The sequence below is a fragment of the Propioniciclava sp. MC1595 genome (assembly GCF_017569205.1).
GTDB lineage: Bacteria > Actinomycetota > Actinomycetes > Propionibacteriales > Propionibacteriaceae > Propioniciclava.
This window is the reverse complement of record NZ_CP071870.1, coordinates 608,026-634,193: the sequence shown is the minus strand read 5'-3', so window position 1 is coordinate 634,193 and position 26,168 is coordinate 608,026. Positions and strand designations below refer to the sequence as shown.

At 71.5% G+C, this 26,168-nt stretch carries 22 protein-coding genes; 11 read left to right on the top strand and 11 right to left on the bottom strand.

All coding sequences use genetic code 11. From position 1 onward, the window contains the following. Nucleotides 1–2: 2 nt before the first annotated feature. Complete coding sequence (gene lysS / locus J4N02_RS02965; RefSeq protein ID WP_243760858.1) at nt 3–1,529, bottom strand: lysine--tRNA ligase; 1,527 nt, start codon at nt 1,527–1,529, stop codon at nt 3–5. Nucleotides 1,530–1,597: 68 nt separating this feature from the next. Between lysS and J4N02_RS02960 the strand changes: the two genes are divergently transcribed. The 3 genes from J4N02_RS02960 (at nt 1,598) to J4N02_RS02950 (ending at nt 4,452) form a co-directional block, all read left to right on the top strand. Next, entirely contained in the window at nt 1,598–2,602 is a 1,005-nt protein-coding gene (locus tag J4N02_RS02960) for an LCP family protein (protein ID WP_188334009.1), read from the top strand. A 35-nt stretch (nt 2,603–2,637) separates the two neighbouring features. Then, complete coding sequence (locus tag J4N02_RS02955; protein ID WP_188334008.1) at nt 2,638–2,997, top strand: hypothetical protein; 360 nt, start codon at nt 2,638–2,640, stop codon at nt 2,995–2,997. Nucleotides 2,998–3,072: 75 nt separating this feature from the next. Beyond that, on the top strand, nt 3,073–4,452 hold the full coding sequence (locus J4N02_RS02950; RefSeq protein ID WP_188334007.1) for a glucose-6-phosphate dehydrogenase: 1,380 nt from the start codon (nt 3,073–3,075) through the stop codon (nt 4,450–4,452). A 77-nt stretch (nt 4,453–4,529) separates the two neighbouring features. On the opposite strand, the gene J4N02_RS02945 is transcribed toward J4N02_RS02950, so the two are convergent. The 3 genes from J4N02_RS02945 to J4N02_RS02935 all read right to left on the bottom strand — a co-directional run bounded on the left by J4N02_RS02945 (nt 4,530) and on the right by J4N02_RS02935 (nt 8,338). Beyond that, nucleotides 4,530–5,414 (bottom strand): sugar ABC transporter permease, encoded by an 885-nt coding sequence (locus J4N02_RS02945; RefSeq protein ID WP_188334006.1) that lies wholly within the window; start codon nt 5,412–5,414, stop codon nt 4,530–4,532. Next, entirely contained in the window at nt 5,414–7,003 is a 1,590-nt protein-coding gene (locus tag J4N02_RS02940) for an ABC transporter permease subunit (RefSeq protein WP_243760857.1), read from the bottom strand. Before J4N02_RS02940 ends, J4N02_RS02945 begins: the two co-directional genes overlap by 1 nt. A 93-nt stretch (nt 7,004–7,096) precedes the next feature. Beyond that, nucleotides 7,097–8,338 (bottom strand): maltose ABC transporter substrate-binding protein, encoded by a 1,242-nt coding sequence (locus J4N02_RS02935; RefSeq protein ID WP_188334005.1) that lies wholly within the window; start codon nt 8,336–8,338, stop codon nt 7,097–7,099. A gap of 267 nt (nt 8,339–8,605) precedes the next feature. Here J4N02_RS02935 and J4N02_RS02930 point away from each other — a divergent pair, with 267 nt between their 5' ends. Then, nucleotides 8,606–9,625: a LacI family DNA-binding transcriptional regulator gene (locus J4N02_RS02930; protein WP_188334004.1), complete on the top strand. Its 1,020-nt coding sequence runs from the start codon at nt 8,606–8,608 to the stop codon at nt 9,623–9,625. 13 nt (nt 9,626–9,638) lie between these two features. On the opposite strand, the gene J4N02_RS02925 is transcribed toward J4N02_RS02930, so the two are convergent. The 4 genes from J4N02_RS02925 to J4N02_RS02910 all read right to left on the bottom strand — a co-directional run bounded on the left by J4N02_RS02925 (nt 9,639) and on the right by J4N02_RS02910 (nt 12,157). Then, nucleotides 9,639–10,121 (bottom strand): methylated-DNA--[protein]-cysteine S-methyltransferase, encoded by a 483-nt coding sequence (locus J4N02_RS02925; RefSeq protein ID WP_188334003.1) that lies wholly within the window; start codon nt 10,119–10,121, stop codon nt 9,639–9,641. Beyond that, nucleotides 10,118–11,587, bottom strand: coding sequence for an AlkA N-terminal domain-containing protein (locus J4N02_RS02920; RefSeq protein WP_188334002.1), 1,470 nt, complete (start codon nt 11,585–11,587; stop codon nt 10,118–10,120). Before J4N02_RS02920 ends, J4N02_RS02925 begins: the two co-directional genes overlap by 4 nt. Nucleotides 11,588–11,648: 61 nt before the next feature. Next, on the bottom strand, nt 11,649–11,933 hold the full coding sequence (locus J4N02_RS02915) for a diacylglycerol kinase family protein (RefSeq protein ID WP_188334001.1): 285 nt from the start codon (nt 11,931–11,933) through the stop codon (nt 11,649–11,651). 17 nt (nt 11,934–11,950) lie between these two features. Beyond that, the gene (locus tag J4N02_RS02910; protein ID WP_188334000.1) at nt 11,951–12,157 is read right to left on the bottom strand and encodes a hypothetical protein; all 207 of its coding nucleotides are present in this window, start codon (nt 12,155–12,157) and stop codon (nt 11,951–11,953) included. A gap of 129 nt (nt 12,158–12,286) precedes the next feature. Between J4N02_RS02910 and J4N02_RS02905 the strand changes: the two genes are divergently transcribed. Genes J4N02_RS02905 through J4N02_RS02895 form a run of 3 tightly spaced genes read left to right on the top strand, consistent with a single transcriptional unit; the run spans nt 12,287 to nt 16,583 of the window. Next, nucleotides 12,287–12,853: a TetR/AcrR family transcriptional regulator gene (locus tag J4N02_RS02905; RefSeq protein WP_188334058.1), complete on the top strand. Its 567-nt coding sequence runs from the start codon at nt 12,287–12,289 to the stop codon at nt 12,851–12,853. Next, on the top strand, nt 12,853–14,586 hold the full coding sequence (locus J4N02_RS02900; protein ID WP_188333999.1) for an ABC transporter ATP-binding protein: 1,734 nt from the start codon (nt 12,853–12,855) through the stop codon (nt 14,584–14,586). Before J4N02_RS02905 ends, J4N02_RS02900 begins: the two co-directional genes overlap by 1 nt. Further along, nucleotides 14,583–16,583 carry an ABC transporter ATP-binding protein gene (locus J4N02_RS02895; RefSeq protein WP_375539355.1) on the top strand — a complete coding sequence of 667 codons (2,001 nt, stop codon included), beginning with the start codon at nt 14,583–14,585 and terminating at the stop codon, nt 16,581–16,583. The genes J4N02_RS02900 and J4N02_RS02895 overlap by 4 nt, the downstream gene beginning before the upstream one ends. Before the next feature lie 62 nt (nt 16,584–16,645). Here the strand turns inward: J4N02_RS02895 and J4N02_RS02890 are convergent, their stop codons facing one another. Genes J4N02_RS02890 through J4N02_RS02880 form a run of 3 tightly spaced genes read right to left on the bottom strand, consistent with a single transcriptional unit; the run spans nt 16,646 to nt 19,986 of the window. Next, nucleotides 16,646–18,862 carry a glycoside hydrolase family 3 C-terminal domain-containing protein gene (locus J4N02_RS02890; RefSeq protein ID WP_188333998.1) on the bottom strand — a complete coding sequence of 739 codons (2,217 nt, stop codon included), beginning with the start codon at nt 18,860–18,862 and terminating at the stop codon, nt 16,646–16,648. Nucleotides 18,863–18,891: 29 nt separating this feature from the next. After that, the gene (locus J4N02_RS02885) at nt 18,892–19,614 is read right to left on the bottom strand and encodes a VIT family protein (RefSeq protein ID WP_188333997.1); all 723 of its coding nucleotides are present in this window, start codon (nt 19,612–19,614) and stop codon (nt 18,892–18,894) included. Nucleotides 19,615–19,665: 51 nt separating this feature from the next. Further along, a complete protein-coding gene (locus J4N02_RS02880; protein WP_188333996.1) occupies nt 19,666–19,986 on the bottom strand; it encodes a BlaI/MecI/CopY family transcriptional regulator in 321 nt (106 codons plus the stop codon). A 193-nt stretch (nt 19,987–20,179) separates the two neighbouring features. Between J4N02_RS02880 and J4N02_RS02875 the strand changes: the two genes are divergently transcribed. The 4 genes from J4N02_RS02875 to cydC all read left to right on the top strand — a co-directional run bounded on the left by J4N02_RS02875 (nt 20,180) and on the right by cydC (nt 26,110). Then, nucleotides 20,180–21,700: a cytochrome ubiquinol oxidase subunit I gene (locus J4N02_RS02875; protein ID WP_188333995.1), complete on the top strand. Its 1,521-nt coding sequence runs from the start codon at nt 20,180–20,182 to the stop codon at nt 21,698–21,700. 19 nt (nt 21,701–21,719) lie between these two features. Continuing rightward, the gene (gene cydB / locus J4N02_RS02870; RefSeq protein ID WP_188334056.1) at nt 21,720–22,778 is read left to right on the top strand and encodes a cytochrome d ubiquinol oxidase subunit II; all 1,059 of its coding nucleotides are present in this window, start codon (nt 21,720–21,722) and stop codon (nt 22,776–22,778) included. Nucleotides 22,779–22,925: 147 nt separating this feature from the next. Then, complete coding sequence (cydD, locus tag J4N02_RS02865; protein ID WP_188334055.1) at nt 22,926–24,548, top strand: thiol reductant ABC exporter subunit CydD; 1,623 nt, start codon at nt 22,926–22,928, stop codon at nt 24,546–24,548. Then, entirely contained in the window at nt 24,545–26,110 is a 1,566-nt protein-coding gene (gene cydC / locus J4N02_RS02860) for a thiol reductant ABC exporter subunit CydC (RefSeq protein WP_188333994.1), read from the top strand. The genes cydD and cydC overlap by 4 nt, the downstream gene beginning before the upstream one ends. Nucleotides 26,111–26,168 lie beyond the last annotated feature (58 nt).

The window sequence follows — 26,168 nt, the reverse complement described above, 5'->3', positions numbered from 1 at the left end:
CGTCAGCCCTGGGGCTTGAGCAGCGGGAAGAGGATCGTCTCGCGGATGCCCTTGTTGGTGAAGAGCATGATCAGGCGGTCGATGCCCAGGCCCAGGCCGCCCATCGGCGGGGCGCCGAACTCGAGGGCGTTGAGGAAGTCCTCGTCGAGCTGCATGGCCTCGGGGTCGCCCTTGGCGGCCAGCAGCGACTGCTCGGTGAACCGCTCGCGCTGGATGACCGGGTCGATGAGCTCCGAGAAGCCGGTGCCGCGCTCCATGCCGCCGATGATGAGGTCCCAGGCCTCGACCAGGCGCGGGTCGTCGCGGTGCGGGCGGGCCAGCGGCTGGGCGATGGCCGGGTAGTCGCACACGAACGTGGGCTGGATCAGCGTGGGCTCGACGACCTCTCCGAACAGCTCCATCGCGAGCTTGCCGTCGGAGAGCTTGGGGTCGAACTCGACCCCGTGCTGCTCGGCGAGCTCCTCCAGCTCGGCGCGGGTGGTGTCGGGCGTGATCTCGCGGCCGAACGCCTCCGACAACCCGGTGTAGAACGGCAGCCAGAGCCACTCGCCGTCCAGGTCGATGACCCCGGCGTCCGTCTCGACCTGGCGCGAGCCGACGGCGTCCGCGGCGTCCACGATCACCTGCTGGATGACCGCGGCGATGCCCTTCTGGTCGATCCAGGCCTCGTAGCACTCCAGCATCGTGAACTCGGCCGAGTGCGAGCTGTCGATGCCCTCGTTGCGGAAGATCCGGCCCATCTCGTAGACCTTCTCGGTGCCGCCGACCATGGCGCGCTTGAGGTACAGCTCCAGCGCGATGCGCAGGGTCATGTCGATGTCGAACGCGTTGAGGTGCGTCGTGAACGGGCGCGCCGCGGCGCCGCCGTGGATCAGCTGCAGCGTGGGCGTCTCGACCTCGATGTAGCCCAGCCGGTGCAGCGTCTCGCGGACGCTACGGGTGATCGCCGCGCGCGTGCGCACCATCGCGCGGGCCTCGTCGCGCACGACGAGGTCGGCGTAGCGCTGGCGGACGCGGGTCTCCTCCGACAGCTCGTTGTGCAGCGTCGGCAGCGGGCGCAGCGACTTGGACGCCAGCACCCAGTCGTTCGCCATGATCGACAGCTCACCGCGCTTGGACGCGATCACGCGGCCCGTCACCGAGACGAAGTCGCCCAGGTCGGTGTCGGCTTTCCAGGCGTCCAACGACTCCTGGCCCACCTCGGCCAGCGAGAGCATGACCTGCAGGCGGTCGCCGTCGGCGTCCTGGGTGAACTGGTCGGCCAGCGTCGCGAAGCACAGCTTCCCGGTGTTGCGCTGGAACATGATCCGCCCGGCGACGCTGACGACGACGTCGGTCTCCTCGCCCGGCGCGAGGTGGCCCCACTCGGCGCGCACCGCGGCGAGCGCGTGCGTGCGCGGCACCTCGACGGGGTACGGCTGGCGGCCCTCGGCCAGCAGCCGCTCGCGCTTGGCCAGGCGCACCTGGACCTGCTCGGAGACGGACGGCTGGGGGGCGGCGGACGCCGCGCGCTGCAGGGAATCACTCACCGGGACACCCTATCGAGAACCCCCCGCGGCTCCCGAGTCGGGTTGCCACCGCGGCGTACCGTGGGTCCGTGACCTTCTCCCGCCGCACGGGCCTGGCCGGCGGCCTCGCCCTCCTCGCCTCCGCGCTGGCCGGCTGCACCCGGACGCCCCCGCCCGCGTCCCCCTCCCCCCAGCCCCCGTCCCCGGTGCCCACCCCGGCCGCGCCGACGGCGTCCGCGACACCGAGCCCGAGCCCCACGCCGACCTGGACCGACCCGCTGCCCGCCGGTCCGTTCACCGCGCTGCTGCTGGGCACCGACACGTGGGAGGACCCGGCCACGGGCCGGCCCGACGCCATCCTCGTCGCCCAGCTCACCGCGGCCCGCGACCACCTCGCGCTGGTGTCGCTCCCGCGCGACGCCTGGGTGCCCATCGATGGCGGGCGCGAGGGCAAGGTGAACTCGGGCTTCGGCGGGGACGTCGGGCGCATGACGCGGACGGTGTCGTCGGTCCTGGGCGACCTGCCGATCCACGCGACCGCGCTGACCGGCTTCGCCGGGTACACCGCCATCGTGGAGGCGCTCGGCGAGTTCCACGTCGAGAACGCCATCGAGTCGACGTTCATCGACCCCAACAACGGGCGTCCGTCGCACTTCCCGAAGGGCCGCATCACCCTCACCCCCGAGGACTGGCTGGTGTACGCCCGCCAACGCAAGGAACTGCCCCGCGGCGACCTCGACCGCACCGCCCGCCACCGGGCGATCCTGCTCGGCATGCTGGCCCGGGTGCGCGAGCTGGCCACGGGCCCGGACGCCGCGGGCCTGGCCGGGCTCGCTGCCGCGGCCCTGGCCCACGTCCGGGTGACCGGGCAGATCGGGCCGGAGGCCCTGCTGGCGTACGCCCCACGGCTGGCGGGCCTGGGGCTCGATGACGTGACGGCCCTCATGGTCCCGGTGTCAGGCTTCGGCACGAAGTCCGGCCAGTCGGTGACCCTGCTGGACGCCGGCCTGACCGCCGACCTGGCGGCGGCGCTGGCGTCCGGCGACGTGCGCGAGTACGCCGCGCAGACGGCCGGCAACCCCCGGACGCGCTGATCCCCCACCCCGACCCCGAGGAGTCCCTCGCCTTCGTGGACGCGCTGGCGGATGGGCCCGCCACGGGCACCGGGCGACGGGCCGCCATGGAGGAGTGGGTCTGGCTGCAGCTACGCCACCGCGGGGCGACCGACGTGATGGCCGCCAACCCCCAGCTCACCACGCTCCTGCTGGAGCGCTTCCCGGGCACCGGGATGGCGGACCTCGGCCCGCGGGCGTCCGACTGGCTGGTGGGGGCGGACGCCGACGACCGCGCCCGGCTGCGCGCACTGGCCGCCCTCAGGATCCTCCACGTCGACTACGTGGTGAAGGTCGGATACGACCACATGGCCCGCGCGACCCTCGTCCGCGAACTCGTGGACGCGGCCGAGGGCGTGCTGGACGGCCTCGCGTAGCCGGGTCGGGGGCGATCCACCCTGACCACCACGGGGATTGACTAGGGTTGACCCGCTGACCACGTAAGGAGCGCCATGTCGGACAACCAGCCCGTGACCCTCGTCATCCTCGGCGCGTCGGGTGACCTCACCCACCGCCTGCTGCTGCCCGGGCTGGGCACGCTGCTGCGGACCCGCCCCGACCTCGACGTGAAGCTGGTCGGCGCAGCCTTTGAGGCGCTCGACGAGGCGGAGTGGCGCAAGCGCGTCAGCGAGGCGCTCGCCGACGGCGGTTGCCGGGTGGAGCGGGCCGAGCGGATGGCGTCCGAGACCCGCTACGCCCAGCTCGACGTCACCGACCCGGCCGCGATGGCCGCGTTCCTGGCCGAGGTCGACGAGGCCGGACGCCCCATCGTGCTGTACTTCGCGCTGCCGCCGGCCATCAGCCAGAAGGCGTGCGGCGTGCTCGCCGGGCTGGACCTGCCTGAGGGGCTGCGCCTCGCGATCGAGAAGCCGTTCGGGTCGAGCCTCGCCTCGGCGCAGGAGTTCAACAAGCTGCTGGCGTCGGTGGTGCCCGAGGACCAGATCTTCCGCGTCGACCACTACCTGGGCAAGGCGACGGTGCTCAACCTGCTGGGCATCCGCTTCGGCAACCGCATCTTCGAGCCGGTGTGGAACGCCAACAACATCGAGCGCGTCGAGATCATCGCCGACGAGCAGCTCGCCCTCGAGGGCCGCGCCGGCTACTACGACGGGGCGGGCGCGCTGAAGGACATGATCCAGTCGCACCTGCTGCTGGTGATGGCGATCTTCGCCATGGAGGAGCCGGCCAACATCGACGCCGTCGAGCTGCGCGACCTCATGGTGCACAGCCTGCGGGCCACCAAGGTGTGGTCGGGCGAGGGCGAGGTGCCGTCGCGGCGCGCGCGCTACACGGCCGGGTCGATCGACGGGCGCGAGGTGCCCGACTACACCGCGGAAGAGGGCGTGGACGCCTCGCGCAACACCGAGACGCTGGCCCAGGTCACAGTGGAGATCTGCAGCGCGCGCTGGGCGGGCGTCCCGTTCCGGCTGCGCTCGGGCAAGGCGCTGGGAGACGGCTTCCGCGGGATCGTGGTGAAGTTCAAGCCGGTCGCGCACCTGCCGGGCGGGTTCCACAACGGGGCCGAGCCCAACCTCATGGTCATCGGGTTCGCCCCCGAGACCATCGGGCTGTCGGTCACCACCAACGCCGAGGGCGACCGCTGGGACCTCGAGCAGACCACGCTGGGCACCGAGCTGTCGGAGTCCCCGATCCGGCCCTACGGCGAGATCCTGGACGGCATCCTGTCCGGCGACCCGCTGTTGAGCGTGCGCGGTGACATCGCCGAGGAGTGCTGGCGCATCCTCACCCCGGTGCTGGACTCCTGGGCATCGGGCGAGGTGCCGCTGGACGAGTACACCGCCGGCTCCTACGGCCCGACCGCCTGGAACTGACGCCCCCGAACGCGCTGAGAGCCTGTGTCGACATGCGACACAGGCTCTCAGCGTCCTGACGGCAGGCTCTCGGCGGATCAGCCCTTCACACCACCGGCGGTGAGGCCGGCGACGATGTACTTCTGCAGGTACATGAACAGCAGGACGATCGGGATGGCCGCGACCACCGCGCCCGCCGCGAACAGCGACCACGGGGCGTTGCGCTCGTCGGAGGCCCACACGTACAGGCCGACGGCCAGGGTGTAGTTCTCGGGCCGGGCCAGGATGATCCGGGCCAGGATGAACTCACCGTAGGTGCCGACGAAGGACAGCAGCCCGACGACCGACAGGATCGGCGTGACGAGCGGCATGATCATCCCCCAGAAGATCTGGGCGTGGGTGGCGCCGTCGATCTTGGCGGCCTCGTCCAGGTCGTCCGGGATCGTGTTGAAGAACCCGTACATGAGGAACGTGTTCGCACCCAGCGCGCCGCCCAGGTAGACGGCGATGAGGCCCAGCAGCGACCCGATGCCGAGCACCGGGAAGATGTCGCCGATGGTGAGCAGCAGCAGGAAGATGGCGACGAAGGCCAGCATCTGCGGGAACATCTGGATGATGAGCAGCGCGGTCAGCGACCCGCGGCGTCCCTTGAACCGGAACCGGCTGAAGGCGTAGGCCGCGGCGGCCGCCATCAGCACCGTCCCGACCGCGGTGGCCGTGGCGACGATGAACGAGTGCAGCATCCAGCGCGGGAACAGCGACCCCAGCAGGGTCTGATAGTTCTCGAGCGAGACCTTCTCGAACAGGCGGATCGAGCCGGTCAGCGTGCCGCCCGGGTTGAACGAGGCCGACATCACGTACAGCAGCGGGAACACACAGATCGCGATCATGACCAGGGCGACGATGTGCTTCCAGCCGACCTCCTTCCACCAGCGCAGGCCGCTGACGGGGGACTTGTTGGCGTTCTCGAGCTTGACGGCCATCACATGATCTCCTCGAGCTTGCGGGTCTGGCGGAAGCCCAGCCACGAGATGAAGCCGACGATGAAGAAGATCATGATCGACATCGCGCTGGCGAGGCCGTACTGCTTGACGCCCGACTCGAAGGCCACGGAGTAGACCATCGAGATCAGGATGTCGGTCTCACCCATGATGATCGGCAGGCCCGGGTAGTTGGGACCACCGCCGGTCAGCATGTAGATGAGCGAGAAGTTGTTGAAGTTGAACGCGAACGACGCGATCAGCAGCGGCGCCACCGACACCATCAGCAGCGGCAGGGTGATCGACCAGAACCGGCGCATCGGGCCGGCGCCGTCCATGACGCCCGCCTCGGTGAGCTCGCCGGGGATCGCCTGCAGCGCACCGGTGCAGATCAGGAACATGTAGGGGAAGCCCAGCCACAGGTTCACCAACAGGATCGAGATCTTCGCCAGGTCACCGTCGCCGAGCCAGTTGATGTCGGCACCGCCGAGCAGCATGTTGTTGATGATGCCGAAGTCGCGGTTGAGCATGCCCTTCCACACCAGCGCAGCCAGGAAGCCCGGGAACGCGTACGGGAGGATGAACATGGCCCGGTAGAACGTGCGGCCCTTGACGCGCGGGTCGTTGAAGATGACCGCGAGGGCGAGGCCGAGCGCGAAGGTGGTCAGCACCGACAGGATGGCGAACGCGAACGTCCAGGCCATGACCGACAGGAACGGGCCCTGCAGGCGGCTGTCGGTGAACATGCGGGTGAAGTTGTCGACACCCACGAAGACGCGCCAGCCGGGGTTCAGCGACGAGCCGTCCTCGGCCACGTAGAGGCCCTGCTTGGGGTCGGCCTTGTAAACCTTGCCCTCGGCGTTGGTGAACGTGTCGGCGGCCTCGTCGTAGTCGAGCAGCGACTTGGCCGTGTAGGCGGTCGAGCCGTTGTCGGTGCGCAGCCAGCCGTCGTCGGGGTTGTCGGAGACGGAGACGCGCAGCCCGAGCACGTCGGCCTGGCGCTGCTGGATCTCGGAGATCGTCAGGATCGTCGCGCCGGGCACCTCGGTGACGCGGTTGTTGTCGGACGCCGCACCGGCCACCTCGGCCAGCGGCTGCTCCGCGGTGCCCGCCTTCACGACGCCGTCGTCGACGATCGCGAAGCCGAGCTGACCGTTCTGCTCGAGGACGGCGACAGGATGGGTCGGCGTGCCCTCGACGCGGCGGTCGGAGGTCTTGAGGATCTGGGTGATGGCCGGGCCCTTGGCGTCGTTGTGGCCGTCACCGTAGTTGGTGAACGCGACGTAGGCGGTGTTGCCCATCACGTAGAGCTGGTACACCAGCAGGAACGCGAGCCCGGGCAGGAGGTACTTGGCCGGGATGGCCCGCTTGCTGAAGTAGACGTAGTTGGCCACCACGAGCAGGGCGGCGAGCGCGGCCAGGACCCAGTACTCACCCTGCGCCCAGGAGGCCATGATCCCGTACACGCCGAAGGCGTTGACGAGGGCCATCAGGACGAGCTTCACGTAGAAGCCGGGGCGGGACAGGTCGCGCGCGTGCGAGAGCTGTGGCTTGGTCGGCGCCGGCGGCGCCTGCTTCGTGTCGAGGGACACGTCGTTCCTTCCCTTCCGGTCGCGTCAGCGCGGCCTGGTAAGCAAAGTGGGCGGGGCGAGAAACCTCACCCCGCCCACCTTGTCACAAGTGGCTCAGAAGCCGGCCTTGATGTTCTCGACCATGGTCTTCCAGGCGGCGACCGGGTCGGCGGCCTGACCGTTGATGATGCTCACCTGAGTGTTGCCCCAGTGGCTCCACACGGCGCCCATCTCGGGGATGGAGGGCATGGGCTGGCCGTTCTTGCCGGCCTCGGCGAAACCGGCGAGCAGCTCGTCGGTGATGCCCTCGGCGACCGAGGTGTCGGCCGGGACGCGACCGCCCAGGTCGAACAGCTTCTGCTGGGCCTCGGTGGTGGCCATGTAGTCGAGGAACTGGTTGGCGAGGATGCCGTTCTCGGACTTGGAGGAGAGGTAGACACCCTGGACACCCAGGAACGGGGCGGAGGGCTGGCCACCGGCGGAGGGAACCGCCAGGACGGAGATGTCCATGCCGGCCTCGGTGAAGGCGGCGGTGTTCCACGGACCCGTGATCATGTACGGGCTCTTGCCGTCGAGGAAGGCCTGCTTGGCCTGGTCGCCACCCATGGAGGCGGACACAACCTTCTCGTCGGCCAGCTTCTTCAGGTAGGTCGCGAAGGCCTCGCCCTCAGCACCCTCCATGCCCAGCTCGTTGGTGTAGGAGCCGTCGGCGTTGGACTTGAAGACCGGGGCGCCGAAGGAGGTCTGGATCGGGTACATGTGGTACGCGTCACCCTGGTCGCCGACCTGGATGATGGCCGGGAACTCGGCGCCGGCGCCCTTGGCCTGCTCGATCAGGGCGTCGAACGTGTCCGGGGTGTCCTGGAGGATCTTGTTGTTGCGGACCAGCGCGATGTTCTCGACCGCGTAGGGGACGCCGTACAGGGCGCCGTCGTACTGGAAGGCGGCGATGGTGTTGTCGGCCAGCTTGCCCTTGTCGCCGAGCTCGATCGGGGAGATCAGGCCGTTGGAGACGAGCTCACCGGTCCAGTCGTGCGCGCCGACGATCATGTCGGGGCCCTCACCGGTCGGGGCCTGGGCCACGAAGTCGGTCTTGATGTCGCCGGTCGGCTTCTGCACGACGTCGAGGGCGACGCCGGAGGCCGAGACGAAGTCCTCGCCCAGCGCCTTGAAGTCGTCGATGCGGGTCTCGTCGACCCAGATGGTCAGCGAGCCGGCGGCCGGGGCAGCGGACTCGGAGGTGGCGGCCGACGTGGGGGCGGCTGCCGGGGTGGTGGCGGGGCTGCCGGTGCCGCCGCAGGCGGCGAGGCTCAGGGCCACGCCAGCGGCGAGCACTGAAACGATGCTCTTGCGCATGTGGTTGTTCTCCTTCGTGGGGGGCGGCTCCCGTGCCGGACCCTTGGATGACCCCAACACTAGCCCATCTCGTTGCAAGCTTCACCCCCCCGTTTCGTAACGTTTTCATCACCGTGCATGACAAGAGGGACGCCGTGGGGCACAGTAGTGCCCAAGAGCAAGGCTGTGACTGCGTTATTTGTCACGACGACCAGCGTGCAAGGACTTTGCAAGACTTGCAGTAGGGTGTTCCGCAACGTACCGACGCCGGAGGGAGGACCAGCGACCATGACAACCGTTTCCAAGGCGCGTCTCGCCGACCTGGCCGAGGCCGCCGGCGTCTCCACCGCGACCGTCTCGCGCGTGCTGAACAACCGCCCCGGGGTGAAGGCCGACACCCGCGAGGCCGTCCAGGCCGCGGCGGCGGCGCTCGGCTACGCCGCCGAGAGGCCGGGCCCGCGGCGTCCGGGGCCGGTCGCGATCATGCTGCCCGAGCTGTCGAACCCGTCGTTCACCGCGTTCGCCGAGATCCTCGACTCCTTGCTGTACGCCGCGGGCGTGCGCACGTTCGTGTGCCCCGCCGGCCCCACCGGCATGAGCGAGGACCAGCACCTGGCCGCCCTCGTCGACACCAACCTCGCCGGCATCGTGTCGGTCAGCGGCATCCCCGCCAACAACACCCTGTCGCTCGAGCCGTACGAGAAGGTCATCTCCCGCGGCATCCCGATCGTGTTCATCAACGCGCCCACCGACGAGCTCGCGGCCGGCTTCTACTCGTGCTCCGACGCCGAGGCTGTCAACGCGTCCGTCGCGCACCTGCGCACGCTGGGCCACCGCCGGATCGGCCTGGCCGTGGGCCCCGACCGGTTCGTGCCCGCCCGCCGCAAGGCCGCCGCGTTCGAGGCGTTGGGCTTCGGCCCCGAGAGCATCGAGCGCACCACCTACACCGCCGAGGGCGGCCAGGTCGCCGCGGGCCGGCTCATCGAGTCGGGCCACACCGCGATCGTGTGCGGCTCCGACCTGATGGCGCTGGGCGTGATCCGCGAGGCGCGCGTGCGTGGCATGCGCGTGCCCGAGGACCTCTCGGTCGTCGGCTTCGACGACTCCCCCCTGATGGCGTTCACCGACCCGGGCCTCACCACCGTGCGCCAGCCGGTGCGCCCGATCGCCGAGGCCGCGGTCTCCGCGCTGCTGCGCGCGATGGGCGACGGGTCGGAGCTCGACCCGACCGAGGTGCTGTTCCACCCCGACCTGGTCATCCGCCGCTCGACCGGGCCCGCCCCGGCCGGCCGCGCGATCCTGCCCTGACCCCGCCCGAGCCCTACGCCCCCAGCTCGCCCCGCTCGTGGTCGAGCAGCCAGCGCTTGCGCTCCACACCCCCGGCGTAGCCGGTCAGGGACCCCGAGGCCCCGACCAGCCGGTGGCAGGGCACGATGATGCTGATCGGGTTGCGGCCCGTCGCGGCCCCCACCGCCCGGGACGCCCCCGGCCTGCCCAGCTCGCGGGCCAGTTCGCCGTAGGTGCGGGTCTCCCCCGCCGGGATGGCGCGCAGCGCCTCCCACACCTCGGCCTGGAACGCCGTGCCCCGCGGGGCGAGCGTCAGGTCGAAGTCGTCGCGGGTCCCGGCGAAGTACTCCCCCAGCTGGGCGACGGCGTCGTCGGCGATCGTGTCGTCGCGCTCGCCCAGGCCCACGGCGTCCGGGACGTACTTCTGGCCGTCGGTGTAGAGCGCGCAGAGCACGCCGGCGTCGTCGACGACGAGGGTCAGCGGCCCGACGGGCGAGTCGATAACGCGGTGCTTCATGGTGCCTCCAGTGGCAGGTGGTTGATCGGGTGGGGCACGGCGGCCCACAGGTGCTGGGTGGCGTAGGCGCGCCACGGACGCCAGCGCTGCGGCCCGGCGTCGGGGTCGATGCCGAGCGCGGCACAGCCCTTGCGGACGCCGAGGTCGCTGGCCGGGTAGGCGTCGGGGTCGCCGAGGGAGCGCATCGCGACGACCTCGACGGTCCACGGCCCGATGCCCGGCAGGGCGGCCAGCCCGGCGCGCGCGGCGTCCCGGTCGGTGCCGGGCGAGAGGTCGACCGCCCCGGACGCCAGCGCGGCGGCCAGCCCGGTCAGGGTACGCACGCGGGACGCCGGCATGGCCAGGGCGGCCGGGTCCGGGTCGGCCAGGGCCTCAGGCGTCGGGAAGAGGTGGGTCAGGCCGCCGACCGGGTCGGTGACCGGGTCGCCGTGCCGGGCGACGAGCCGGGCCGCGTGGGTGCGCGCCGCGGACGTGGAGACCTGCTGGCCGAGCACCGCCCGGAGCGCGAACTCGTGGGGGTCGACGGTGCGCGGCACCCGGCGGCCCGGGGTCGCCTCGACGAGGGGGGCCAGGGCCGGGTCCGTCGCGAGGGCGGCGTCGACGGCCACGGGGTCGGCGTCCAGGTCGAGAAGCCGGCGGCAGCGGCCGATCGCGGGCGTGAGGTCGCGCGGGTCGGCGAGGTGCAGCGTCGCGGCGACGTGGTCGGGCCGCGGCGCGAGCGCCACGAAGCCGGCGCCGTGTGGCAACCGCAGGGTGCGGCGGTAGGCGCCGTCGCGCCACTCCTCCACCCCGGGCACCGCGGTCGCGGCCAGGTGGCCGAACACGTTCCCGGGCTCGAAGGGGCGCCGGAACGCCAGGCGCAGGGAGATCTCGAGCAGGCGCCCGGGGGCCTCGGCCCGCGGCCGGCGACGGTCGCCGCGCAGCCCCGACGGGGTGGTCGCGTAGACCTGCTGCACCGTGTCGTTGAACGAGCGGATCGAGCCGAACCCCGCCGCGAACGCGACCTCGGCCAGGGGCAGGTCGGTGGTCTGCAGCAGCACGCGCGCGGTGTGCGCCCGCTGCGCCCGGGCGAGGGACAACGGCGTGGCGCCCAGCTCGTCGAGCGTCAGCCGTTGCACCTGCCGCACCGAGTACCCCAGGCGGGTGGCGAGCCCGTCGACGCCCTCGCGGTCGACGATCCCGTCGCCGATGAGGCGCATCGCCCGGGCGGTGGTGTCGGCGCGGACGTCCCACTCCGGCGAGCCGGGCACGGCGTCGGGCCGGCAGCGCTTGCAGGCGCGGAACCCGGCCGCCTGCGCGGCCGCCGCGCTCGGGTGGAAGGTCATGTTCGCGGGCGCGGGCGTGCGCGCCGGGCAGGAGGGGCGGCAGTAGATGCCGGTGCTGGTCACCCCGGTGAAGAACGTGCCGTCGAACCGCGCGTCGCGGCTGGCGACGGCGGCGAGGCAGGCGTCTCGGTCGGGGACCATGCCCCCATCCTCACGGACGCGACGGGCCGGGTCTAGCAGGAAAGCGACACGGCCGCCGGGATCAGCTCCAGCCCTCCTGGGGCGCCGGCAGGCGGATCGGCAGGCCGGCCTCGTGCACCTCGCACAGCATGGCGCGCACCTGGCCGATGGCGTCGCCGTCGAGCTCGCCCTCGACCGGGCGGCCCAGGTGCACCTCGACCTTCTTGGCCTGCACCCGCTGGACGGCGCTGTGCCCGAAGCGGTGGCGGGTGACCAGGTCGGCCACGACCGCCCCCCAGCCCATCAGCCCGCGCGGGGAGGCGACCATGACGTCGAGCAGGCCGTCGTCGACCTTCGCGTCGGGCATGAGCTGCGCGCCGGCGGTCAGCTCGCCGCAGTTGCCGTCGCGCCGTCGCGGACGGCCTGCTTGGCCTGGCCGACGCCCGGGTCCTCGACCGTGGTCTCGTACCAGGCCGGGGCGGGCCGGCCCTCCTCCGCGCAGATCTCCTCGACCTGCGCGCGCACGGCGTCGGGGTCGTCGAACTTGCTGGGATTGATGACCAACGCGATGCGGCCTGCAGCGGTGTCCACCCATCCAGCCTAGTGGGCGGGTGGTCGGGTGGGAACGGACGCCCCACGGGCTGGGCAGGCGGCGTCAGGACGAGTTGTGAGTGAGCACTCACTCACTTATGCTGGGCCGACGTGAGCAGAGCACGACCCATGCCTCCGGAGGAGCGGCGCGCGGCGCTCGTCGAGGCCACCCTCCCCCTGTTGCTGGAGCACGGCGCCACCGTCTCCACCCGCCAGATAGCCGAGGCCGCCGGCGTGGCCGAGGGCACGATCTTCCGGGTGTTCGAGTCGAAGGACGACCTCGTCCACGCCTGCCTCCACGACGCGCTCACCAACGACACCCTGGCCGAGCAGCTGGACGCCCTCCCCCGCGACCTCGACCTGCCGGACACCGTGGCCCGCACCGCGGCGATCCTCGCCGAGCGCATCGCGGGGATCCGCATCCTGCTCGGCCTGGTGCACCAGCGGCCGCAGCCCGCGGCGTCCGAGGACTGCGCCCGCCCCGACCCGGTCGCCCTGCGGGCACGCGCGGTCGACGCCGTCGCCGGCGTGCTGGCCCGGCACGCCGACCGGCTGCGCGGCACGCCCGAGGCCGCGGCGTCCGCGCTGCTGGCCGTCACGTTCGGCACCACCCACAGCTTCTTCGGCGGCGGCGACCTGGCCGACCCGGACGCGCTCGCCGACCTCCTGCTCCACGGAATCTCGAAGGACGCCTGATGCTCCTGGCCACGCTGAGGACCTACCTCAAGCCGTACGCGCGCAACATCGCGCTCGTCATCCTCTTCCAGCTGCTCGCCACCGCGGCGGCGCTCTACCTGCCCACACTGAACGCGCGGATCATCGACGAGGGCGTCGCCCAGGGTGACACCGCGAAGATCTGGGACCTCGGGCTCATCATGCTCGGCGTCACCGCCGTGCAGATAGTCGGCCAGATGTCGGCGATCTACTTCGGCGCGCGCACCGCGATGGGGTTCGGGCGCGACCTGCGGGCCGCGATCTTCCACAAGGCGCTGTCGTTCAGCACCCGCGAGGTCAACCACTTCGGCGCCCCGAGCCTGATCACGCGCACGACCAACGACGTCCAGCAGGTGCAGACGCTGGTGATGATGACGGCGTTCATGATCGTGCAGGCCCCGATCATGATGGTCGGCGGCATCTTCATGGCCCTGCGCGAGGACATCGGCCTGTCGTGGCTGATCGCCGTCGCGGTCATCGTGATGGGCACGATCATCGTGGCGATCCTGCTGCAGGCGCTGCCGCTGTTCCGGCAGATGCAGGTGCGGATCGACACGCTCAACCGGGTGCTGCGCGAGCAGATCGCCGGCCTGCGCGTCATCCGCGCGTTCGTGCGCGAGCCGTGGGAGGCCACCCGCTTCAACCGCGCCAACAGCGAGCTGACCACCACCTCGCTGCGGGTCGGACGCCGCATGCTCACCTTCTTCCCCGTGGTGCAGATGGTGATGGCGGCGTCCTCGGTCGGCGTGATGTGGTTCGGCGGCCTGCGCGTCGAGGCCGGCGAGATGCAGATCGGCCAGCTGACGGCGTTCCTGCAGTACCTCATCCAGATCCTGATGAGCGTGATGATGTCGACGATGATGCTGATGATCGCGCCGCGCGCCCAGGTGTGCGCGGTGCGCATCCAGGAGGTGCTGCGCACCGACTCGTCGGTCGTGCCGCCCGCCTCGCCGGTGCGTGAGGTCGCCGGGCACGGCGAGGTCCGGTTCGAGGACGTCTCCTTCTCCTACCCCGGCGCCGAGGAGCCGGTGCTGAGCGACGTCTCGTTCGCCGTCACCCCCGGCCAGACGCTGGCGTTCATCGGCGCGACGGGCTCGGGCAAGTCGACGCTGGTCAACCTGATCCCGCGGCTGTTCGACGCCACGGCCGGCCGCGTGCTGGTCGACGGGGTGGACGTGCGCGACCTCGACCCCGAGGTGCTCTGGGGCTCGATCGGTCTCGTGCCCCAGAAGCCATACCTGTTCAGCGGGACCGTCGCCTCGAACCTGCGCTACGGCAAGCCCGACGCCACGGACGAGGATCTCTGGCACGCGCTGGAGGTGGCCCAGGCCCGCGACTTCGTCGAGCGGATGGACGGCCAGCTGGACGCCCGGATCGCCCAGGGCGGCACCAACGTCTCCGGCGGCCAGCGCCAGCGGCTCTCGATCGCCCGCGCCCTGGTGGCCAAGCCCGACGTGTACGTGTTCGACGACTCGTTCTCGGCCCTCGACGTCGCGACGGACGCCCGCCTGCGCGCCGCGCTCGTGGACGAGACCCGCGACGCCGCGGTGGTGATCGTCGGCCAGCGGGTCGCGACCATCGCCGGCGCCGACCAGATCATCGTGCTCGACGAGGGCCGGATCGAGGCCGTCGGCACCCACGACCAGTTGCTCGTGACCTCGCCCACCTACGCCGAGATCGTCGAGTCCCAGTTCAAGGCGGAGGAGGCGGCATGAGCGACGCGAAGCAGCCCCCCAAGGTGACCGACGCGCCCGAGCGCCCCAAGCACGGCCCGCAGGTCCGCGGCCACGGGCCCATGGGCGGCATGGGCGTCCAGGAGAAGGCGATCAACTTCGGCCCCTCCCTGCGCCGCCTGCTCGGCACACTGCGCCCCGAGCGGCCCCGGATCATCGCCGTCATGGTGCTCACCTCGATCGCGGTGGTCGCCAACGTGGTGCAGCCGAAGATCCTCGGCTCGATGACCGACCTGCTGTTCACCGGCCTGCTCGGCGCGATGATCGGGCGGGGCGTCCCGGCTGGCACGTCGCTCGAGGCCGTCGTCGCCGGGCTGCGCGCCCGGGGGCAGGACACCTTCGCCGACATGCTGCAGGGCATGTCGGTCGTGCCGGGCGTCGGCGTCGACTGGGACGCCGTCGGCCGCGTCGGCCTCCTGGCCCTCGCGCTGGCCGTGGCCGGCGGACTGCTGATGTGGGCGTCCGGCTGGCTGCTCAACGACGTGGTGAACAAGTCGGTCTACCGCATGCGCGAGCAGGTGCAGGCCAAGCTCGACCGGCTGCCGCTGAGCTACTTCGACCGCCAGCCGCGCGGCGAGCTGCTCTCCCGGGTCACCAACGACATCGACAACATCGCCCAGTCGCTGCAGCAGACGCTGTCGCAGCTGCTGACCAACCTGCTGACGCTCATCGGCGTGCTCGTGATGATGTTCTGGGTCTCGCCGGTGCTCGCGCTGATCGCGATCGTCGCGGTGCCCATCTCGATGGTGGCCGCCATGGTCATCGGCAAGCGCGCCCAGGGACGGTTCGCGGCCATGTGGAAGTCGACGGGTGACCTGAACGCCCAGATCGAGGAGGCCTACACCGGCCACGCGCTGGTCAAGGTGTTCAACCGCTCCGCCGAGGTCGAGCAGGCGTTCGCGCACGACAACGAGAAGCTCTACACCGCGGCCTTCGGGGCACAGTTCATCTCGGGCCTGATGATGCCGGTGATGTTCTTCATCGGGAACCTCTCCTACGTGGCCGTCGCCGTCGTCGGCGGCCTGCGCGTGGCGACCGGCCAGATGAGCCTTGGCGACGTGCAGGCGTTCATCCAGTACTCGCGCATGTTCACCCAGCCGATCACCCAGGTCGCGTCGATGGCGAACCTGCTGCAGTCGGGCGTGGCGTCGGCCGAGCGCGTCTTCCAGGTGCTGGACGCCGACGAGCAGTCGCCCGAGGCGTCCGGGTCGCTGCCCACCCCGCTCGAGGGGCGGGTGCGGTTCGAGGACGTCGCGTTCTCCTACACCCCCGACAAGCCGCTCATCGAGGGGCTGTCGTTCGAGGCCTATCCGGGCTCGACCGTCGCGATCGTCGGCCCGACCGGGGCCGGCAAGACCACGCTGGTCAACCTGCTCATGCGGTTCTACGAGCTGGACGCCGGCCGCATCACCCTCGACGGCGTCGACATCGCCTCGGTGCCGCGCTCCGAGCTGCGTTCGAAGACCGGCATGGTGCTGCAGGACACGTGGCTGTTCGGCGGGACGATCCGGGAGAACATCGCCTACGGCCGCCCCGACGCCACCGAGGAGGAGATCGTCGCCGCGGCGACGGCCACCTACGTCGACCGGTTCGTGCACACCCTGCCAGACGGCTACGACACGGTGATCGACGAGGAGGGCTCGAACGTCTCGGCCGGCGAGAAGCAGCTGATCACGATCGCCCGGGCGTTCCTGGCCGACCCGTCGCTGCTGATCCTGGACGAGGCCACGTCCTCGGTCGACACCCGGACCGAGCTGCTGCTCCAGCGGGCCATGGCCGCGCTGCGCTCCGACCGCACGTCGTTCGTCATCGCCCATCGGCTCTCGACGATCCGCGACGCGAACGTGATCCTCGTCATGGAGGAGGGCCGCATCGTCGAGCAGGGCAACCATGAGGAGCTGGTCGCCGCCCGGGGCGCGTACTTCCGGCTCTACCAGTCGCAGTTCTCCGGCGCCGCGGAGGACCCGGACGCCGCCTGACCCACCGCGGCGGAGCGGGAGGCAGGCTCTCGGCGCGCGGAAGGCAGGCTGTCGGCGCAGGGTCAGCCGTGGCTGGCCAGCACGGCGTCCACGTCGGCGGCGGTCAGCGGGACGTCGGGGTACTTGGCGAACCGGCGCAGCGGCTGCCCGGCCATCACCGCCATCACCTCGGGGGTGAACTCGATGCTGGCCCCGCCGGGGACGCGCGCCATCAGCGCGGCCCACGCCTCCTCGTCGGCCATCCACTCCGCGATGGTCGACTCGGCGTGCAGGCGGGCGCGGCGCGCGGGCACGTCGAGCCTGAGCTCCTGCACCAGCGGCAGGTCGCGCGAGTTCGGGCCGGCCTCGATCGTGAACAGGCCCGACTCCACGACCCAGCGGCCGTGCACCTGGGACCAGAACGAGAACGCCCGGGCGTCCAGCGGCAGGGTGACGGTGCGCGACTCCCCCGGCTCCAGGCGGAGCTTGGTGAACGCGCGCAGCTCGCGCGGCGGGCGCGGCACTGACGCCGGCGCATTGCCGACGTAGACCTGCACGACCTCGCAGCCGGCGCGGTCCCCGGTGTTCGTCACGGTCACCTGCACGGCCACGCGCAGGTCGCGGGACGCCGGCGTCCCGGTCACCTTCACCACGAGCCGGTCGTAGGAGAACGTCGTGTAGCCGAGGCCGAACCCGAACGGGAAGGCCACCTCGCGGTCGGCGGCGTCGAAGCCCCGGTAGCCCACGAACACGCCCTCGCCGTAGTCGACGAACCCGGTCTCACCCGGGAACATCAGCGACGACGGGTGGTCGCCCAGGCGGACGGCGAGCGTCTCGGCGAGGCGTCCGGACGGCTCGGCGTCACCGACCAGGACGTCGGCGAGGGCGAGCGCGCCGGCCTGTCCGCCGAGCCAGCCCTCGACGAGGGCGTTCGCGTGCTCGAGCCACGGCGACACCTCGACCGCCGATCCGTTGCTCAGCACGACGACGATGGGCTTGCCGACCTCCGCGACCGCGGCGAGCAGGGCGAGCTGGGCGTCGGGCAGGCGCAGGTGCGTGCGGTCCTGCCCCTCCGTCTCCTCGGCGTCGGGCAGGCCCAGGCAGGCGACCACGACGTCGGACGCCTCGGCCGCGGCCACCGCCTCGTCCACCAGCGCGTCGTCGAACTCACCCGAGAGCAGGAACCCGGGCGCGAACGTCACCCGGCGCCGGGCGGCGAGCGTGTCGACGAGCCGCTCCACCGTCGTGGCGTTCACCTTCGACGACCCGCCGCCCTGGAAGCGCGGGGACCGGGCGAACTCGCCCACCAGCGCCACCTTCGCACGGGGCGCCAGCGGCAGGACGCCGTCGTTGGCCAGCAGCACCATCGACTCCTGGGCGGCCTCGCGGGCGAGCTGGTGGTGCGCCGCGGCGTCCACCGGCCCAGCCGGGCGCACGGCGTCCACGGCCCGCTGGGTGAGCGCGAGGATGCGCGCCGCGCCCAGCTCGAGCAGCTCGCGGGACATCTGGCCCGACTCCACGGCGTCCGCCACCTCGACGTCGGAGTTGCCCAGCTCGTGCGGCATCTCCAGGTCGAGCCCGGCGGCCAGGGACTCGACCCGGTCGAGCACCGCACCCCAGTCGCTGACGACGGCGCCGTCGTAGTCCCAGTCGCCGCGCAGCACGTCGGTGAGCAGCCACGGGTCCTGCGACACGTGGGTGCCGTTGAGCTTGTTGTAGGAGCACATGACCATCCACGGGTGCGCGCTCAGCACGACCTTCTCGAACGCCGGCAGGTAGATCTCGCGCAGGGCGCGCTCGCTGACGCGCACGTCGACGCGCATGCGGTCGGTCTCCTGGTTGTTCGCCGCGAAGTGCTTCACGCACGCGCCGACGCCCTCGGCCTGCAGGCCGTACACGAGCGCGGACGCCAGCGTCCCGGCCAGGAGCGGGTCCTCACTGAAGTACTCGAAGTTGCGCCCGCCCAGCGGGGAGCGCTTGATGTTCACGCCCGGGCCGAGCACGACGTCGACGCCCTGCTCGGACGCCTCGCGGCCCAGCGCCTGCCCCACCCTCTTGAGCAGGGCGGGGTTCCAGGAGGAGGCCAGCCCCACCGCGGGCGGGAAGCAGGTCGCCGGCCGGGACTCCCCCAGCGACGCGCCGAGCTCGACGCGCAGGCCGTGGGGCCCGTCAGCCACCCGCACCCGGCGGACGCCCAGCCGCTCGATGCCGCTGGTGTGCCAGGTGCCGTCGCCGCACACCAGGCGCGCGAGTTCGTCGGTGGTGGCCTGGGTGAGGATGTCGTCAACGTCGAAGGACATGCCTCATGGTCCCACGCCCGGGGGCATGCTCACCCGATCTGGGTGCCCACCAGGGTGCCGATCGCGAAGGTGATGCCCATGGCCAGGACGCCGCCGATCACGTTCCGCACGATCGCGCGCGCCACGGGGGCGTCCCCGGCGCGGGCGGAGAGGAAGCCGGTGAGGAACAGCGCCAGCAGGACGGCCACCACCGTGACCACGACGCGGGTGCTCGGCGGGCTCAGGAGCATGGCCAGGAGCGGGATGAGCGCGCCGAGGGCGAAGGCGATCAGGGAGGAGACCGCCGCGTGCGTCGGCGAGGTCAGGTCGTCGGGGTCGAGGCGCAGTTCGATGTCGGCGTGCGCGGCCAGCGCGTCGTGGGCGGTGAGCTCGCGGGCGGCCTCGCGCGCGACGGCGTCTGACATGCCCTTCTCCTGCAGCAGGCGGGTGAGCTCCTCGAGCTCCTCCTCGGGCATGGTCCGGAGCTCGTGCTCCTCCTTGGCGAGGAGCGCGCGCTCCGAGTCGCGCTGGGCCGAGACCGAGACGTACTCGCCGACGGCCATGGAGAGCGCGCCGGCGACCAGGCCGGCGATGCCCGCGGTGGCGAGGGCGGCGGTGTTGGTGGTGGCGCCCGCCACGCCCATGACGAGGCCGGCGGTGGAGATGACGCCGTCGTTGGCCCCGAGCACGGCGGCCCGGAGCTTGTTCAGCATGCTGGCGTGCGTCCCGGTGTCTTGGTCGAACCGGTGCACCAGAGCACGGACGTCGGTCATGACAGCATCCTGCGCCGTCGGCGGGAGGCCCTCAAGCTAGGAGAGGCTCCCCTACACCACCGGGGACGCAGCGGCCACGCGACCGAGCACCTCGGCGCGCTCCTCCTCGGTGAGCCCCTCGAGCGCATCGGTGATCGTGGCGACGTACAGGTCGAGGCGCGACCGGGCCGGCCGGTACAGCCAGGCGCGTCCGTCCAGCTCGCGGGCGACCACGCCCTTCTTCGCGAGGCGGTCCAACACCGTCATCACCGTGGTGTAGGCGATCTCCCGGCCCTGCGCGAGCTCCTCGTGAACGTCGCGCACCGGGGTGGGTGCAGGCCGAGCCCACAACACGTCCATCACCGCGTGTTCGAGGTCTCCGAGGATCGGCATGGGCCCCATCCTAACCACACGGACCAGCATCTACGACAATGGGTAGTACTTTCTCGACACGCGAAACACGCGTCCCGTCAGGCGGCCGCACGCGGGGCGCGGTCCACCGCGTGTCACCAGCGCGGGTGACAACCGCGCATAACGCCGTTTGGAAATTGGCACCCTACGACGGTAGGTAGTACATTCCCGGGTCATGAGTCCGGAAACTATTGCCCGCTGGCAATTTGGCATCACCACGGTCTACCACTACTTCTTCGTGCCCGTGACCATCGCACTGTCGCTGTTGGTCGCCGTCATGCAGACGATGTGGTATCGCTCGGGCGACGAGAAGTTCCTCCGCCTGACCAAGTTCTACGGCAAGCTCTTCCTCATCAACTTCGCCATGGGTGTCGTGACCGGCATCGTGCAGGAGTTCCAGTTCGGGATGAACTGGTCGGAGTACTCGCGCTTCGTGGGCGACATCTTCGGGGCGCCGCTGGCGCTGGAGGCGCTGCTGGCGTTCTTCCTCGAGTCCACCTTCCTCGGCCTGTGGATCTTCGGTTGGGACAAGCTGCCCAAGAAGCTCCACCTGATGACCATCTGGCTGGCCGCCATCGGCACCATGCTGAGCGCGATCTTCATCCTCGCGGCCAACAGCTTCATGCAGAACCCGGTCGGGGCCATGTACAACCCCGTCACCGACCGCGCCGAGATGACCGACTTCATGGCGCTGCTCACCAACCCGGTGTTCCTCGCCACCTTCCCGCACACGCTGGCTGCGGCCTACATGGCCGCGGGCGGCTTCATCCTGGCGATCGCGGTGTGGCACCTGGCCCGCCTGAACAAGGCCAACCGCACCGAGCTGGAGGACACCGACGTCTCCGCCTACCGCTGGGCCGCCAAGTTCAGCGCGTGGGTGCTCATCGTGGCCGGCTTCGGCACGATCCTCACCGGTGACTTCCAGGGCAAGATCATGTACCAGGTCCAGCCCATGAAGATGGCCGCGGCCGAGGCCCTGTACGAGACCGCCGGCGGCAACGGCGAGATGGCCCCCTTCTCGCTGCTGACGATCGGCACGCTGGACGGTTCGCGTCCGGTCTTCGAGCTGCACGTGCCCGGCGTCCTGGGCCTGCTCGCCAAGGGTGACCCGTACGCCGAGATCCACGGCATCCGGAACCTGGAGGAGATCTACAACGAGCGCCTCGCGAACGCGGAGTTCAACCTCCCGGTCGACGCGGCCGAGAACAGCCTGCAGGCGGCGTACGCCGACAAGCTGCGCACGGTGGGCGTGACGAACTTCGTCCCGAACATCCCGGTCAGCTACTGGACGTTCCGCATCATGATGACGCTCGGCTTCATCGCGATGGCCGTCGGCGCCTGGACCCTGTGGGCCCTGCGCAAGGACAAGCTGCCCAAGTCCGGCGCCCTGCTGAACCTGGCGCTGCTCGCGGTCGTGCTCGGCCCGCTGTTCGCCAACTCGGCCGGCTGGATCTTCACCGAGATGGGCCGCCAGCCCTGGATCGTCGCGGGCGTGCTGCCCACCGCGTCCGCGGTCTCGCCGGGCGTCGGCGCGGGCACGGTGTTCGCCTCCATGATCGGCTTCACGCTCCTCTACGGCGCCCTCGCGGTCGTCGAGGTCGGGCTCATGGTCCACTACGCCAAGGCCGGCCTGCCGGCCGAGGTGCCCCCGGTCGAGATCAAGGGTGAGGACGACGTCCTCTCCTTCGCGTACTGAGAAGGAGTGAGCTGCCATGCTGTTGCCCCTCGCCACTGAACCCAGCACCCTCCAGGTGGTCTGGTACGTGCTCATCGCCGTCCTGTGGATCGGCTACCTCGTCCTCGAAGGCTTCGACTACGGCGTCGGGATGCTCATCCCCTTCCTCGGCAAGACCGAGAAGGAGCGTCGCGTCATCGTGAACACCGTCGGCCCGCTCTGGGACGGCAACGAGGTCTGGCTGCTCACCGCCGGTGGCGCCACCTTCGCGGCCTTCCCCGGCTGGTACGCGACGCTGTTCTCGGGCCTCTACGTCCCGTTCTTCCTCATCCTCGTCGGCCTCATCATCCGGGGCGTGGCCTTCGAGTACCGGGCCAAGCACCCGGACGCCCGTTGGCGCAACACCTTCGACTGGATGGCCGCCACGGGCTCGTTCGTCGTGTCGCTCGTGTTCGGCGTCGGCTTCGCCAACTTCATCATCGGCATGCCGGTCGCCCTCGCCGAGGGTTCGCAGCACCTGCACGTGTTCACCGGTGGCTTCTGGAGCCTGTTCAGCCCGTTCGCCCTGCTGGGCGGCGTGGTGCTCGTGGTCCTGTTCCTGTTCCACGGCGCGAACTTCCTGGCCCTGAAGACCAAGGGTGTCGTCCACGACCGCGCCGAGGCGTTCTCCGGCAAGGTCGGCCTGGTCGCCATCGTCGGCGGCGCCATCTACCTGGTGTGGGCGAACCTGGCCTACGGCTGGGGCATCGTCGGCTGGCTGCTGACCGTGCTCGCCGCCGTCGGCCTGATCGCCTCGTGGCTGGCCATCCGCCAGGGCCGTGACGGCTGGGCGTTCATCGCCACCACCGTGGCGATCCTGCTGGTCGCGGTCTGGATCTTCGGTCGCATGTGGCCGAACCTGGGCTTCGACAACTCCGCCGCCGCCGTCCCGCTGGACCGCGTCACCGCGGCCTCCACCGAGCTCACCCTGACGATCATGACGGGTGCCGCGGTGGTGTTCGTCCCGATCGTGCTGGCCTACCAGGCCTGGTCGATCTGGATCTTCCGCAAGCGGATCAGCACCAAGAACATCCCGGACGACGTGGCGGTCGCCGCCTAGTCTGTGGGGGTGCCCAGCAACGACAACGCGAGGGGCGGCGTCCGACCGGACGCCGTCCCTTCCGTTGCGCCCCCGGCCGCTCCCCCGGCCCCGAAGGGACCGATCGATCCGCGCCTGCTGAGGCGGGGCCGGGCGACGCGCTGGTACATCGCCGGGGGCGTCCTGATCGGGACCCTCACCGCGGTGCTCACGGTGACCCAGGCGTGGGTGCTGTCCCGCGCGATCGCGGGCGTGTTCGAGGCCGCCCCCGGGGTCGAGTACGTCACCCCCGTGCCCGGCACGGGCCAGTGGCCGGCGCTGGGCGCGATCATCGCCGTGCTCGCCGCAATCTTCGGCGGCAAGGCGCTGCTGGCGTGGCTCAACACCCTGCTGGCGCACCGGGCGGCGGCGGCGGTCAAGTCACAGCTGCGCCGGGACGTGATGGCCGCACGGTTGGCGTCCCCGTTGGACGACCGCACGTCGACCGCCGGGTTGGTCAACCTGCTCACCGTCGGGCTGGACGCCCTGGACGGCTTCTACTCCAAGTACCTCCCCCAGCTGCTGCTCGCCGTGACGGTGCCGGTCGTCGTGGGCGTCGCGATCCTGACCGCCGACCTCACCTCGGCGGTGATCGTGGCGCTGACGATCCCGCTCATCCCGGTGTTCATGGCCCTCGTCGGCTGGACGACCGAGGCCCGCACCGCCAAGCGCTGGCGCACGCAGCAGCGGCTGGCCCGCCACTTCGCCGACCTCGTCGCCGGCCTCCCGACCCTGCAGGTGTTCGGCCGGGCCAAGGCGCAGCTGATCGGACTGCGCAAGACCGAGGACGCCCACCGCGCCGAGACCATGGGCACGCTGCGGATCTCGTTCCTGTCCGCCCTCGTGCTGGAACTGCTGGCGACGCTCTCGGTGGCGGTGGTCGCCGTGACCGTCGGCTTCCGGGTGGTGCACTTCGAGATCGACCTCGCCACCGCCCTGTTCGTGCTGATCCTCGCGCCAGAGGCCTACCTGCCCGTGCGTCAGGTGGGCGTCCACTACCACGACGCCGCCGACGGCATGGCCGCGGCGCAGCAGGCGTTCGCGGTGATCGAGGGCGACCAGGCGGACAGGACCGAGGCGCGACACTCACCTTCCGGACACCAGAGCACCGAAATCACGCGCGATGGTGTCACCTCGGTGAGTGTCGGCGCACCCGTGGTCGCCGTCCGCGACCTCGCCCACACCTATCCGGGGGCGGCCGGCCCCGCTGTCGAGGGGGTCTCCTTCGATGTGGCCCCCGGCGAATTCGTCGTGCTCACCGGCCCGTCGGGCGGGGGCAAGACGACCGTGCTGAACGCGCTGGTCGGGTTCCTCTCCCCCACCGCCGGGTCGGTCACCGTGCCGTCCCGGGACGCCCTCGCCTTCGTCGGCCAGGACCCCGGCATGGTCGCGGGCACGATCGCCGACAACGTGCGGCTCGGCGACCCGGAGGCGTCCGACGCCGCGGTCGCCGACGCACTCGCCCGCGCCGGCGCGCCCGGCATGGACGCGACCCGGACGATCGGCGACGACGCCGAGGGCCTGTCGGCCGGGGAGCGCCGCCGCATCGCCACCGCCCGCGCCCTGGTCCGCATCGACGCCGGGGCGACGCTCCTGCTGCTCGACGAGCCCACGGCAGGGCTCGACGCCGACGCCGAGGCGTCCCTGCTGCGCAGCCTGCGCGGCACCGGGGTGGCCGCGGTCGTCGTCTCGCACCGCCCCGCCGTGCTCGCCGAGGCCGACCGCGTGGTCACGATCGGGGGCCCGGCGTGATCGACCTCCTCACCCGCCTGCTGCGCGCCACCCCGTCGGGCGGCCCCCGCATCGCGCTCGCCGTGCTGCTCGCCTTCCTGGCGTCGTTCTCGTCGGTCGCGCTCATGGGCGTCTCGGGATGGCTGCTGTCGCGGGCCGCCGAGCACCCGCCGGTGATGTACCTCACCGCGGCGGCCGTCATGGTGCGCGCCTTCGGCATCTCGCGCGGCGTCTTCCGCTACCTCGAACGGCTGGTCGGCCACGACGTCGGCCTGCGCCTGCAGTCGGCCCTGCGCCTCGACACCTACGCCACACTCGCCCGCACCACCCTCCTGGGCCGCCGCCGCGGCGACCTGCTCACCCGCGTCGTCGCCGACGTGGACGCCGTGCTCGACCTCGTCGTCCGGGTGCTGCTCCCCTTCCTCTCGGGGCTGTTCGTGATCCTGGCCACGACGGTGGTCATCGGCGTGTTCGCGTGGCCGGCGGCGGTCGCGCTGCTGCTGTCCGCGCTCGTGGCCGGCGCCCTGGCCCCGTGGCTGGCCGCACGCCTGTCCGCGCAGGCCGACGCGGCGTCCCTGCCCGCCCGCGGCGAGCTGGCCAACGTCGTCCACGAGCTGGCCCGCACCGCGCCCGACCTGGTCGCCTACGGCGCCGACACCGCCGCGCTCGACCGCCTGACCACCGCCGACGCCCGCCTGCGCGACATCGACGCCCGCGCGGCCTGGACGCGCGGACTCGCCACGGCCGTGCAGACCCTCGCCGCCGGCCTCGCGGTCGTCACCGGCCTGTGGTTCGGCACCCAGGCGGTCCGCGCCGGCACCCTCGACCACACGATGCTGGCGGTGCTGACGCTCGTGCCGCTGGCCCTGCACGAGGTGTTCAACGACTTCACCAAGGCCGCCCAGACGGCCGCCCGGGCACGGGTCGCGCTCGCCCGCGTCCGCGAGGTGCTGGACGCCCCGCCCGTCGGCTCGGGCGACCGGGCCACGGCCGAGCGCTCGGACGCCCCGCACCTGGCCGTCCACGACCTGGCGATCGGCTGGCCGGGGGCCGCCCCCCTGGCCTCGGGCATCGACCTCGAGGTGGGCCCGGGCGAGTCCGTGGCACTCGTGGGGCCGTCGGGCGTGGGCAAGACCACGCTCGCGGCCACCGCGCTCGGGCTGATCCCCGCGGTCGCGGGGACCGTCGAGGTCGAGGGCCGGGTGGGCTACCTCGCCCAGGACGCCCACGTCTTCAGCACCTCGGTGACCGAGAACGTGAAGATCGGCAACCGCGACGCGACGGGTGACGACGTGGCCGCCGCGCTGGACCGCGTGCGGCTCGACCTCTCCCCCGACCGGCTGGTCGGTGAACTCGGCACCGCGCTGTCGGGCGGCGAGCAGCGCCGCCTGGCCCTCGCGCGGCTCGTGGTCGGCGAGTACCAGGTGCTCGTGCTCGACGAACCGAGCGAGCACCTCGACCCCGAGACCGCCGACGCGCTGCTCGACGACGTCTGGGCGTCGGCGTCCGGGTTGCCCCTGCTGGTGATCACCCACGACCCAGCCGTGGTCGCGCGCTGCGACCGGGTCGTGCACCTGGGCTGAGCGGCCCGGGCCCGCCGGGTCCCTGATTTACGCAACGGACAGGTCTCAATATTCGGTC

What these genes read in the sequence shown, in the direction of transcription:
- J4N02_RS02950 (WP_188334007.1), top strand. Translation starts at nt 3,073, where the DNA reads ATGTCGGACAACCAGCCCGTGACCCTCGTCATCCTCGGCGCGTCGGGT.
- J4N02_RS02945 (WP_188334006.1), bottom strand. Translation starts at nt 5,414, where the DNA reads ATGGCCGTCAAGCTCGAGAACGCCAACAAGTCCCCCGTCAGCGGCCTG.
- J4N02_RS02935 (WP_188334005.1), bottom strand. Translation starts at nt 8,338, where the DNA reads ATGCGCAAGAGCATCGTTTCAGTGCTCGCCGCTGGCGTGGCCCTGAGC.
- J4N02_RS02930 (WP_188334004.1), top strand. Translation starts at nt 8,606, where the DNA reads ATGACAACCGTTTCCAAGGCGCGTCTCGCCGACCTGGCCGAGGCCGCC.
- J4N02_RS02925 (WP_188334003.1), bottom strand. Translation starts at nt 10,121, where the DNA reads ATGAAGCACCGCGTTATCGACTCGCCCGTCGGGCCGCTGACCCTCGTC.
- J4N02_RS02920 (WP_188334002.1), bottom strand. Translation starts at nt 11,587, where the DNA reads ATGGTCCCCGACCGAGACGCCTGCCTCGCCGCCGTCGCCAGCCGCGAC.
- J4N02_RS02915 (WP_188334001.1), bottom strand. Translation starts at nt 11,933, where the DNA reads ATGCCCGACGCGAAGGTCGACGACGGCCTGCTCGACGTCATGGTCGCC.
- J4N02_RS02905 (WP_188334058.1), top strand. Translation starts at nt 12,287, where the DNA reads ATGCCTCCGGAGGAGCGGCGCGCGGCGCTCGTCGAGGCCACCCTCCCC.
- J4N02_RS02900 (WP_188333999.1), top strand. Translation starts at nt 12,853, where the DNA reads ATGCTCCTGGCCACGCTGAGGACCTACCTCAAGCCGTACGCGCGCAAC.
- J4N02_RS02895 (WP_375539355.1), top strand. Translation starts at nt 14,583, where the DNA reads ATGAGCGACGCGAAGCAGCCCCCCAAGGTGACCGACGCGCCCGAGCGC.
- J4N02_RS02890 (WP_188333998.1), bottom strand. Translation starts at nt 18,862, where the DNA reads ATGTCCTTCGACGTTGACGACATCCTCACCCAGGCCACCACCGACGAA.
- J4N02_RS02885 (WP_188333997.1), bottom strand. Translation starts at nt 19,614, where the DNA reads ATGACCGACGTCCGTGCTCTGGTGCACCGGTTCGACCAAGACACCGGG.
- J4N02_RS02880 (WP_188333996.1), bottom strand. Translation starts at nt 19,986, where the DNA reads ATGCCGATCCTCGGAGACCTCGAACACGCGGTGATGGACGTGTTGTGG.
- J4N02_RS02875 (WP_188333995.1), top strand. Translation starts at nt 20,180, where the DNA reads ATGAGTCCGGAAACTATTGCCCGCTGGCAATTTGGCATCACCACGGTC.